Annotated in this window: 8 protein-coding genes; 4 read left to right on the forward strand and 4 right to left on the reverse strand. The window is 66.5% G+C overall.

Annotated elements, in window-relative coordinates; translation table 11 throughout:
* The first annotated feature begins 12 nt into the window (after positions 1 to 12).
* Both ACIRPP_RS29990 and ACIRPP_RS29995 read left to right on the forward strand, forming a co-directional pair.
* Entirely contained in the window at positions 13 to 822 is an 810-nt protein-coding gene (locus ACIRPP_RS29990) for a hypothetical protein (protein ID WP_403649267.1), read from the forward strand.
* Between the two features lie 208 nt (positions 823 to 1,030).
* Complete coding sequence (locus ACIRPP_RS29995) at positions 1,031 to 2,383, forward strand: helix-turn-helix domain-containing protein (protein ID WP_382104296.1); 1,353 nt, start codon at positions 1,031 to 1,033, stop codon at positions 2,381 to 2,383.
* Between the two features lie 64 nt (positions 2,384 to 2,447).
* On the opposite strand, the gene ACIRPP_RS30000 is transcribed toward ACIRPP_RS29995, so the two are convergent.
* Complete coding sequence (locus ACIRPP_RS30000; protein ID WP_382104295.1) at positions 2,448 to 3,173, reverse strand: DUF4145 domain-containing protein; 726 nt, start codon at positions 3,171 to 3,173, stop codon at positions 2,448 to 2,450.
* Positions 3,174 to 3,254: 81 nt separating this feature from the next.
* A complete protein-coding gene (locus ACIRPP_RS30005; RefSeq protein ID WP_403649271.1) occupies positions 3,255 to 4,286 on the reverse strand; it encodes a hypothetical protein in 1,032 nt (343 codons plus the stop codon).
* 275 nt (positions 4,287 to 4,561) lie between these two features.
* Between ACIRPP_RS30005 and ACIRPP_RS30010 the strand changes: the two genes are divergently transcribed.
* A complete protein-coding gene (locus ACIRPP_RS30010) occupies positions 4,562 to 5,443 on the forward strand; it encodes an abortive infection family protein (protein ID WP_403649274.1) in 882 nt (293 codons plus the stop codon).
* Between the two features lie 52 nt (positions 5,444 to 5,495).
* On the opposite strand, the gene ACIRPP_RS30015 is transcribed toward ACIRPP_RS30010, so the two are convergent.
* Positions 5,496 to 6,878: a helix-turn-helix domain-containing protein gene (locus ACIRPP_RS30015; protein WP_403649277.1), complete on the reverse strand. Its 1,383-nt coding sequence runs from the start codon at positions 6,876 to 6,878 to the stop codon at positions 5,496 to 5,498.
* Positions 6,879 to 7,074: 196 nt separating this feature from the next.
* On the opposite strand from ACIRPP_RS30015, the gene ACIRPP_RS30020 reads away from it, so the two are divergent.
* A complete protein-coding gene (locus ACIRPP_RS30020; RefSeq protein WP_382104286.1) occupies positions 7,075 to 8,289 on the forward strand; it encodes a hypothetical protein in 1,215 nt (404 codons plus the stop codon).
* Positions 8,290 to 8,372: 83 nt separating this feature from the next.
* Here the strand turns inward: ACIRPP_RS30020 and ACIRPP_RS30025 are convergent, their stop codons facing one another.
* Positions 8,373 to 10,772 carry a Helicase associated domain protein gene (locus tag ACIRPP_RS30025; protein ID WP_403649280.1) on the reverse strand — a complete coding sequence of 800 codons (2,400 nt, stop codon included), beginning with the start codon at positions 10,770 to 10,772 and terminating at the stop codon, positions 8,373 to 8,375.
* Positions 10,773 to 11,343: the final 571 nt, after the last annotated feature.

Below are 11,343 nucleotides of genomic sequence, written 5' to 3' on the forward strand. Positions count from 1 at the left end.
GAACACCGCACCATGACGACCACGACCGCGCTCCCGAAGCTGCTGCGCCTCACCGACCCCGGCCTGCGCGAGCAGCTGCAGGCGCTGCCCGCCTCGGCAGCGCTGATCGGCATCGGCACCGACGGACGGGCCATCGCCGTCGACATCGACGCCGCGCCGCACATCCTGGTCTGCAGCGGCGCCGGCGGCGGCAGCACGACCATCCTGCGTACCCTTACCGCCCAGTTCCTCCACCAGGGCGCCCACGCCCTGGTCCTCGACACCACCCGCATCTCCCACCTGTGGGCGAAGGACCTGCCGACGGTGACGCACCGCGGCAACGTCGCCGGCATCCACGACGCCCTGGTCGGCCTCGCCTCCGAGTTCCAGCGCCGTATCGACCTCGACGGCGACCTCGACGACGTTCCGCGGCTGATGGTCGTGATCGACCGGGCCGACGCCACCCTGCGGCAGCTCGCCCGCTACTGGGAGACGTTCCGGCAGGAGGACGACCCCAAGAAGTCCCCGGCCGTCGCCGCCCTCGAGGACGTTCTGCACGAGGGGCGAGCGGCCCGCATCCACGTCATCTACGACGGACTCGCCGTCGCCGGTGGCCTCGACCCCGGCGCCCGCGAGCAGTTCTCCACTGTCATCCTCGCCCGGGTCAGCACCGGCATCTGGCAGCGGCTCGCCCCGATAGACGGCCCCGCCCCGAAGAGCAGCGCCCACCCGGGCCGTGTCCACGTTGTCAAGGACGGCGACGCCCACCCGACGCAGGCGCTGCTCATGACCGACGCCGAAGCCGCCGACTGGCTCACCGCCACGGCGGCCGGGGAGATCTGACCCGCGTCTGGACACACCACGGGCCCCGGGGGAGACGACCTCCCCGGGGCCCGGTGTATGGCGTCGTGCTGTTCAACGACAGCGCGACGCCGACGGCACGGGGGTGCGCTGCCATTGGCAGGGCCGCCCCAGCTGAAATCCGGTCGGTGTTGTCAGTGCGACCCCGCATGCTGGAGGTCTCACTGAGACGAAGGACCCCGGGACGACCATGACTCTTAACTTTGAGGCAGACCAACCAGTAGTCGGGCTGAAGAGACAGCGAGCGCTGATCGAAGCCGTCCTCGACGCAGGCAGCGCGGACGAAACGCGCTGGCTGGAGTGGAAGTCCCGTCTGGACGTCTCGAAGGCCGAAGGAGCCTTCACCGTATCGAAGGCGATCCTCGGGTTCGCCAACCGGATGCCCGATGTGGCAGCGCAGTGGGCCGGAGGTCACGCCTACCTCCTGGTCGGGGTGGAGGAAGGGGCTTTGCACGGGGTCGCCACACATGACATCGAGAAGGTCGACGCCTGGCTGGGGCGCTACATCGGCGACTTCGACCGCTACCAGTTCACCTACGTCCCTTTCGACAACGGCGAGGGAACACGGCACGTCATGCTCGTCGATGTCTTCCCTCCACGCTGGGGTGATCCCATCCACCCCCTACGCAAGGAGCACCAGAACTTCTACCCCGGCACGGTCTTCCACCGGTATGCCGGCAAGACCATGCCTGCCCGCGCAGCCGAGATCGACGCGCTCACTGAGCGGGCACGCCGGGCAGCCAAGCGCGTGAACGTCGACGTCGCCCCGGTCACCGGCACCGTCGCCCTGCTGCCTCCCCTAGCGGACAGGCGCAACCACATCCTGGACTCTCTGCGCAAAGACTTGATGAAGCAGCTCGACACCGCACGCCCGAGGAAGCAGGGCACAGCGGCACGTCCCTACTCTTTCGCGGCGCTGTACAACGCCAGCTCCGACTACCGCTCCCCCGAGGAATTCCGGCAGGAGGTGGAGCAGTACCTGAACGACTTCGACCAGGCCATGCAGCAGTCCCTGGCACACGCGGTCCGCGCCCTCGTGGCACCTCTGACGCTCAAGCTCACCAACCCCGGCGAAGAGAACCTCACCAAGGTCGAAGTCGTGCTGAGCCTTCCGGACACCGTCCTGGCTCACGTCGCGGACGACGATGAGGAAGTCGACTGGCCGGACCGGCCCAAGGAGTACGGAACAGGCACGATGCCCATCGGGGTAGGGATGATCGCGGGTATGGCCGCCCTGCGGTCGCCGGCCTTCGCTTTGCCATCCCTGCATGCACCAGACATCACGCAAGAAGACGGCCGCACCATCATCCGCTTCGATCCGGTGGACCTGCGCCCCCACGAAACCGTCACCCTCGACCCGATCACGCTCTACAGCATCCAGGAAGCGGCCGCCGACGCGGTCGCAGGGAAATGGCGGGCGACAGCGACGAACGTCAGCGGTAAAGAAGAGCGGTCTCTGTCCCTCCCCACACAGCGTCTGGAACTCGACATGAGCACAGCAATCGCCATGGCCGAGGATGCCGAAGACGACTCAGAGGCATAGGCAGACCACGTAGGCGTCAACCGCCGTCTGAGCCCAACGCTGAGTCGACCGCAGCAAGCGTGCATCACGGGTTCTGCTGAGCTGCTTCGTGACGTCTTCTGCGCGATTCCGCCATGCGTCGTCGCTGCGCGGGCTGAACGTAGAGGAGAACCGCTGCTTCGGCGACCAACTCGGCAATGTCAGCGAGTTCTTCGGCGGAGTACGCGACGCCGTGATGCACACTGTCGTTCCCGACGACTCGCGTCTCGTCCAGAGCCGTGATGACGTCGGCAGGCAGGCCTTTGGCCGCGAGCTCCTGGATCTTTCCGTGCAGTGTGTGATGCGTGGCGCCCTGGTCCTTGCACAGCTCTTCCACCGCCGACCGGTACCCGACGCCGGCGAGCCGGGCCGCGCCGGAGTTTTCTGCCCGTGAGGCTTCCTCGTACGCGCTGCGAATCCGCTCTGGTACGTCTGGGGGCAGCACGCGGGGTGGGGGAGAGGGCCACAGCACCAGCCGCGTCAGCTCTTCGATGCGGCTGTCTTTGCCCCAGCCTGTCTGCTTGCACTCGATGACTTCCAGGACCGAGCGACCGCACAGCTGGCACACCCAGCATTCCTGCTGCGTCCATGAGGAGTGGGGGTGCACGGGCAACGACCCCTCGTCGCCGAAGTCGCCAAACGCGTACTCACGGCTCTCCGGAGCGATCATGCGCTGATCGACCATGTCCATCACGGTGCCAGTGGCGCAGTCCGGGTAGGGGCACACGGCTCTACGCTGCTGAAGGGAAACCAGCTTTTCCTGCTCAGTCATCACAACACTGTAGTGAAATGGGCATTTCAGATACACCGGCTTTGTTGCGCAAGCGGAGGGGCCTGGATACGTCAGCGGTAGTCAGTTCGAATCGGCATGGCCGTGGCGGCGCAGGAGACGTACGAAGAAGTCGGTGAGTACCTCGGCAGCCGTGTCACCGCACAGCTCGTGGCCACCGATGCGGTAGACCTCATAGCCCTGAAGCGTGAGCTCGCGGTCCTCCGCCACCAACGAGGCGTACCGCGCAGGATCAGGAAGCCAGCCGACGCCAGGCTCCTGCCCCACAGTGCGGCCGGCAGGGCGGGCGTAGTGCTGGATGCCGTCGACCTCGATGACCGCGCGGGCCCGATGGTTCATCAGCAGCAGGAAGTCCATCCTCTGTCGGGCAAGGCGGCTGGCCCCGCCCAACTCGCTAATGGTGTAGGGGTCGTAGTGGAGGTAGACCTGGGGAATGAGCGCCGGGAGGTCGAAGCCGAGCTTGAGGTAGGTGTCGAACACCAGCAGTTCAGCACCGTTGTTGCCCAGCGAGCGCCGCAACCGCTCCCGCAGGGAGATCCGCGCCCGTGTCGGGTCACCTGAGTGCTCGGGGTGCTGGCGAACCCACCAGGTGACCAAGTCCTGCCAGCTCAGCCCGCGGTCTTCCAGCGGCTGGTCATACACCAGGCAGTACTGCTCGTTCTTGACGATGCGGATGGTGTTGCTGATGGAGTCCGGCAGCACGATCTGCGGTTTGGGGCCGTCGGCGGCGAAGATGAGGTTCTTCAGCTCCCCGGAGACGCCGTGCAGTCCCATCTGAGCCAGCAACTGTTGCAGGTCGTCGTCGCCATACTCATCGACCACTCGACGGGCTATCGCCGTCAGATCGGGGAGCGGCTTGTCCTCCAGCCGGGCGTGAACATAGGACCTCTTGCTGTTGTACGGATCTTCGTCTGGCTGCTGCGGAGCGAGCCCCAGGTACTCGCACACCGCAGCGAGCCGGTTGGCCTTGACGTGAGCCCACAGCGCCTCCGCGATGGCATCCCGCAGCTTGAACACTGGCACTCCGGACGGCAAGTTCATCCCGCCATCATGGAGGTCCAGCACCTGGCACGGCAGCAGCGCGGGCGAAGGCATCTGGATCTGAGTCCGGGCAGGGCGGTACGGCCAGGCGCACCTACCAGACGGCGGGGAGCACTCCCCGCCCTCGCGATGGGCTGGCCGCCGCTGATGTGGCCCCAGTGCGGTTCCTCCAACGAGGTCTCGTGGCCGTCGTCCAGGACAGTGGGGACCGGCGTGTGGATGGAGCTCAGCCCGGCCTGCGACGCCGAACGCCCTGCCGCCAGCGCGCTCATCTGCTGGCATCTGAAAAATCGGCGAACGCTGTCCGGCACGCGCCGTATCTTCTGACCATGTCGTCGTACCGCAGAGACCTGGTCAGCCGAGCCACCCGCAACGAGTTTCGCTCGCTGGCTACCGGCATGACCGTCAGGGTGGTAGCGGAGGCATGGCAGAACCACAACTTCGCACCTGTCCCAGAAGACGAACTGCGCTACGACGACACCAGCGTCCGGCGGATCACCTTCGAGACGTACGCCGCAGCTGTCGACTGGAGCGACTACAGCCAGGTCAACCGGGCCTTGCTCGTCTTCGAGGACTTCATCCGCTTCTGCAAGCAGAGCGGCTGGGAAGGGAACTGGCTCGAAGAGGTGACCGTCAAGCTCGAACGCGACGGTCTGCTGTTGGACGAACGAGGGCGGATCACCTGGAACCGGCGACCGGTTGTCGCTCGGCACCTTGAGGACCTAACCGACCCATCCGGGATCCTCGCCGAGCTGGAGCGGGTCGGCACCACCATCACAGATGATCCCGCAGCCGCGATCGGAAGCGCCAAGCAGCTCATCGAGGCCACCGCGAAGACCGTCCTAAGAGAACGCGGGATCGCTGTCGATGAGCACGCCAAGGTGCCGGCACTGGTCAAGCAGGCCCAGAAGGCACTCCACCTCGATGCATCGTCGGTCACTCCGGGCCCCGACGGCACAGATGCCGTCAAGAAGATCCTCGGAGGCGTCGCCTCGATCGCGGTCGGTGTGGCAGAGCTACGCAACCGCGGATACGGCACCGGGCATGGCCAAGCCAGCGCACCCAGCAACCTCGGAGTACGGCACGCGCACCTCGCCGCCAACGCAGCACTGACCTGGTGCCAGCTGATGCTGGACACGCTTGCCGACCCCGCCGCTCCCTGGCGCAAGCAGCAACACCCAACGGCCTCGGCCGCAGCAGGATCGCCGTAGGAGCGGCCGAAGCCGACCCGCAACACACCCGGCACTGGGAGGGGGCTCCTGGTCAGGTCACAGGAACGGAGACCTGCTGTGCCCAAGTGCTGATCTGGGTTCGTTCGGGTTCGGACCATCCGCTCGCGATGATCGATCCGTCGCGGCTGATCTGAGGGGGCTCGGCAAGGCCGTAGTGCTGGAACAGGTCACTGATGAGCAGCGACGCCGCCTGTACGAGGCCGATCCCGCCGTCTGCCAGGTCGTTGAGGAGTGCGTGGGCGCGGCCGACGGCACTTCGGTGGGCAGTGGCGCTGACGCGCACCCCCCTCTCTTGGGGAACCAGGGCCTCGTGGGCGAGGTGGATCTCTCGCGTGCGCGGCAGATTCGGCAGCCTCATCGGGCCGCCTCCAATGGGCGTTTGGCTCTCCAGCCGCACGCGCAGAGCAGCCGTGCCGGCGGCGCCGGTGCGGGTGACCGCGTGCTGGGCGAGGTGGCGCAGGGCCGACAGCACGAGGGTGACGATGGAGTCAGTGTCGGCGCCGTAGGGCCAGGTATTGCTGTCGTCCTGGGCGATGCCGAGCATGGGGGTCCGTGCCGCCCAGGCGCCCGACCCGTCGGAGTGTAGTTCGGCGACGTACCGGGGTGGGCGGTCGTCGAACAGGACAATGCGGCGCGCGCCGACCATAGAGCTGTAGAAGGTCGCCGCGGTGCGCCCCAGCAAGGGGACAGCCGCCAACTCCTGCGTGCTCACGCGCTGAACACTCGCGTGGTCGATCACCATGTCACCAGCGATGTCAGGCACGAGCGACACCGTCAGCAGTGGGTCGCCTGCTTCCAAGAAACTGCGCCCTTCGAGGCGCTCGGCAGTCTCTTCGACGTCGTGATCGATCCGAGAGATTCGATCCGTGCGGTCAGCGAGCTGCTCGAATCGCCGGCGGTAGGCCGTGGCAATCTCGGCTTCCGTCAGCCATGCGGTGGTGCTGCCGTTGCGCCGCGGGTAGGCCAGACGGGTCTGTTCCACGATGGCGTGCGGTGCGTCCAGGCTGCGCGGAACGGCGATGAGCAGGATTCCTTGAATCGAGCCGGGCTGGTCGTGCTTGGGAAACAGCTCGATCCGCGGTGTTGGCCGGAGGTTGGAGGCAATGGTCTGGCGGATCTGCCGTACCTTCCCGTCCGTGAGCTCCACCGGAGTCACAGCATTGGGGATGGAAGTCCGGCGGTCCTCGGCAAGTCCGAGGACCAGCACGCCACCGATCCCGTTCGCCAGCGCCGCGACATCCTTTGCCAGCTCGGCCCGACCCGCCTGATCGGCACTGTAGTGCGGCCCCTTGTAGTCGAGATCTTCGTCTTCCCTCGGGTCCGGGTTGCCCACCAGGGAAGCGAGCTGCGCGTAGGTGACCTGTTCGAGCGACGCGCCCAGAAGGGCCTCAACTCGGGGGAAACGAGGCGACATGACCCCTGAATCTAGCGCTGGAGTCAGCAGGCACACACAGTGTTATCGATCTCGGTGTCGGCGCAAATGAGCAGCGAGGCGCGCCCGTCACAGACACCTGGAGCGGGCCGACCCGATGGCGAAATTCTGAGACCGCCAGGTGCTCCGATCTCTACGATCGTGTGACGATTCGCGCGAACTGTTCAAGGAGTAACCAGTGGGGGAAGTCGTACTTCACCCGGCAAGCGATCTGATCTCGGACAGCGAGGTCCCCGCGATCATGGGGCAGATCCGGCCGCAGTGGCAGTCCAAAGGGCTGATCGAACGGGTTCGGCGTCTGCTGCCGGTGGATCCGAGCAGCGCGTGCCAGCGGCTGCTGAACGCCGCAGTCCAGGATCTCCGCGAGAAGGTCCAGATCGCCGGAATCGACATCGCCTCTGAAGTTGCCGCAGCGCACAAGCTGCCGCCGATCAACCGCGGCGACCGCGGTGCCGAGGACATCGAGAACTACTCCACGGCCAAGCTCATCGACCTGTCGTACCGGATGGGACTGCTGAGCCGGCCCGAGTGGCGCAAGATGACCCGCGCCTACGACATCCGCCGGGACCTGGAGCATGAGGACGCCGAGTACGAGGCCGGCATCGAGGACTGCATCTACATCTTCAAGACCTGCGTTGACGCGGTCCTTTCCCGTGACCCCATCACGCTCATCCACGTCTCGGAGGTCAAGCAGATCGTCCAGGCGTCGGGTCCCGTCGCCGCCGACCCCGACCTCTTGACCGACTACGAGCACGCCCCCGACACCCGGCAGCTGGAGATCCTCAAGTTTCTGCTGAGCATGGCCCTGAGCGACAAGGAACCCGAACTCGTCCGAGGAAACTCCTACGCCCTCATCCAGGAAATCGACCCCTACACCCGCGACGCCGTACGCGTTGACCTGGCCAAGTACCAGATGGACAAGATCGGACGTGCGCCGCTCACCGAGCTCCAGGTCCGCGTCGCCCACGCGGCTGGCATCCTGCCGTACTTCCGCAAAGCTCAGCGGACTGCCTTCTTCCGCACCCAACTTGAGGCCCTGGAGAAGATCGGCCACACCTGGAAGGCCAACGCCTCCCACGGACCCGCTCTCCGACTGTTCCCCGAGTTCGGCGGGCTCGCCGCGGTTCCCGCCGACGTCCGGGTGCAGATCATCCGCTGGATGACCCTGTGCTACATCGGCGAAGAGGGCGGCTACGGCACGATGGGCCGCAACCGCAGGGTCTTCTACAGCAACAGCGCCGCGCCCCTCATCGAGCAGATGTTCAAGGAGGACCGCGAGATCATCCGTGATGACGTCGCCGGCCTTCAGAAGGACCGCAGCGTGAAGCGGGTCTGCTCGGATGAATACGTCGCCCGGCGCTTCCAGGACCTCCTGGACCTGGTCGACGCCTGACACGACGAACCCGGGCGCCAGGAAGCCAGCTTCCTGGCGCCCGAGATGCTGGCCCGGCGAGTGCATTCACCAGTCGTCCGGCGTCATGCGACCGCTGCCTCCGCCGCCCAGTCCAGCCCGAGGTCGGCCAGCGCCTGGAGCTTGTCGGCGGTGAGCTTCCCGCGCCTCGACTTCTGGTTCGAGAGAAACACCCCCAGCTTCACCTCAGTCCCATCAGGCAAAACCTCGACGTGAGAGCGGCTGACAGGCCCCACAGAGCCCTCTCGCTCCTTGTACTGCGCCAGGGCCGCTACGCCCCGCTCGAAGGCCCCAGAGGCCGCCTTGGGGGCCTTGGCGGGTGCCTCCTGCTCCGGCGGCAGGGGCACGACGCCGATGGCCTCCAGGAGCTCACGCTGCCCATCCATCAGCCCATCCCAGACCGCACGTTGGCGCTGCTTCGCGAGAAACCGCCCGACGTCCATCCCGTGCACGGTCACGCCGGGCAGGACGTCCGCCTGGCCCTCATCGCGCACCAGCTCCCGCAGCGCGGCGTAGTGCCGCTGCCAGTCCACCGGCCAATCCGGGTTCCAGTGCGGGTCTACGGCCTCCAGCGCGTCCTTCCACTCCGGGTGGCCGTCCAGCGCACCCGCGCGGCGCAAATTGCTCAACCACTGCCCCACCGGCCTGTCCAGGGCTGTTGCCGACCTCGGAGCACAGAGGGTCCAGTGATCCTCGTAGTACGCCTTCGCGGCCTCCAGGTTCTCCTGGAAGCGCTCGTCAGCGACGCTCCAGACCATGCCGAGCTTCTCCAGCCGCCGGGCGCGCTGGCCGGTCATCTGCCCCGCGCCGTAGGCCCGTCGCTGTTCTGCCACCCATGACCCAAGGGGGTATGCGCCCTCTTTGTGACCATATGGGACTCGGGCGTGAAGCTCACGCTCGGTGAACTTCTTCAGCGCCGCCCAGCCCCTCGCCCAGTCCTGCTTCTCCGTGTCGATCACATTGAAGCTGACCCAGTCCGCGACCATCACTGGATCACGCGGAGCCGCGAAACGGAGCAATAGACGAGATTCTTCCTCGCCCTCTTCGGGCGCCGGACCGATGTTCACGGACGGCTGCGCCACGTCTTTCTGCGGCTCCTGCGGAATCGCGAGCAATTCCACGGCCTCTTCATCATGAGCCCGGAGACCTTCGAGCACCTTCACCAACGGCCGATACGATCCGGAGGTGAACATGTCTTCCGGTTTCTCTCCCGGCTGGAGAAATACCGGCACGATCAAAGAGGCCAATTTCCCTTGCCCCGGCTTCTGCCGCAATGCCCGCCCGATGGCCTGCACGATGTCGTGCGGCGCCCCCTTCGGGTCCAACAGAGCCACACTGTCCACGGCGCGGATGTCGACGCCCTCACCCAGGACCCGGCAGTTCGAAAGCACCGCACGCCGGGCGGTGGAGCCGAACTCACCCAGCACGCCGCGCCGGCGCTCCGGGACGTGCTCGCCGCACAGCCAGTCCGCCCAGATCTGCGCCGGGTACTTCTCCGGCTGGTCGGCGTGCAGCTTCGCCGCGACGCGCTCGAGGCCCTCCGCGTAAGCCTGTGCCTCTATGGTCCGGTGGTGGAAGGTGATGCAGGTCTGGAGGCTGTGCTGCTGCATCGTGTGCAGGAGTGCGGCCTGCAAGGCTCCGAGCCGCTGACCGCGTACTTCCTCGCTGCGCCGCTCCTCACCCATCAGCTTGTCCGGGGTGACGACCGGGTCCTGGAGCTCCAGCACGATGATCTGGTAGCGCGCCAGCAACCCGCGGGAGACGGCCGACGCGAGGCTGAGCTTGTACAGGACAGGGCCGAACACGGCCTCGTCGTCCATGGAGGCCGCCATCTCCTCCGGCAGCGCCTCCCGAACTCCTTCGGCGACCTCCCAGTTGGGCCGCTCCTGCCAGATCCGTGGAGTCGCCGTCAGGTACAGGCGGCGGTGCGCCGGGATGACGGTCTGGTCGTGGATATCCGCCCAGGCCTTACCCATCGAGCCACTTGTCCTGTGTGCCTCATCAACTACCGCGAGGTCCACGGGGTCCAACTTCTGGCCGTAGACGCCCTCGAAGGCCTCTGCGAGGACACCCAGGCTGGCGTAGGTCGCGTAGATGCTGACGGGCCCCTGGCCGTGCCACAGCGCCAGCTGCACCGGGTTCGTGGTGGAGCGCACCTTCAGGCTCCACAGCTCCGGGTCGTCCTGGAGCGAGCACACCGCAACCGCCGGCCCCTTGTGCCCGGCCTCGTGCCACGCCTTCACCGTCTGCGCCAGGAGATCCAGCGTCGGCACCAGAACGAGAATGCGCCCCTTGGGCACAATCCGCTTAGCCGACGCCGCCGCGATAATCGTCTTCCCCGTGCCGCACGCGGCGTGCACCTGCCCGCGCAGGCCATTGAAAGGAATACCGCCCGGCGGGATATCGAGGCCGCGCACAATGGCGGCAACGGCCTCGATCTGGTGGTCACGCAGTTTCACGGCCATGCCCCGTTTTCTCCTTCTCGCGGAACGGTGCGCGTAATCAGAAAGGGAATCCCGGCGCGGTGGGTGCGGCTCGGGGGTGTGGTGTCTGTACCCAGACTCTACACAGTGCATCACCGTGATGCAGCACTCTTGCGCCAACTTCCGTCCCCAGGGTGATACATGGCCGAATCTCACCCCCTAGCGGCCGGTTGTCCTGTATGCTGACGGGGTGTTACTGGGCCTGTCCGTGCGGGTTTCGGGAGTTGAGGAGGGGTCAGGGTGGAGCGTAAGCGGAGCCCGTCCCTGTGGTGGGGCCGGCACCTGTTGGGCCGATGGTCCGTCACTTCCGTTGCGGGGGTGATGGCTGGGATTCCCAGTGGCTACACAGGCCCGAGCATGATGCACCCCCCTTGCTGCCAGCCGTGGCGACCGCGCTTGCGCGGGTGCCCTCAATTCGCGCTTGCGCGAATTGACACCCCGTCGGAATTCCGTTTACGGAATTCCATTCCGGCGCTTGCGCCGGAATTCGAATTGCGCTTGCGCAATTCGCGCTCTATGCCCCGGCTTGTCGGGGCATATCCCGCTCCGCGGG

It is taken from the genome of Streptomyces sp. NPDC101219 (assembly GCF_044767675.1).
GTDB lineage: Bacteria > Actinomycetota > Actinomycetes > Streptomycetales > Streptomycetaceae > Streptomyces.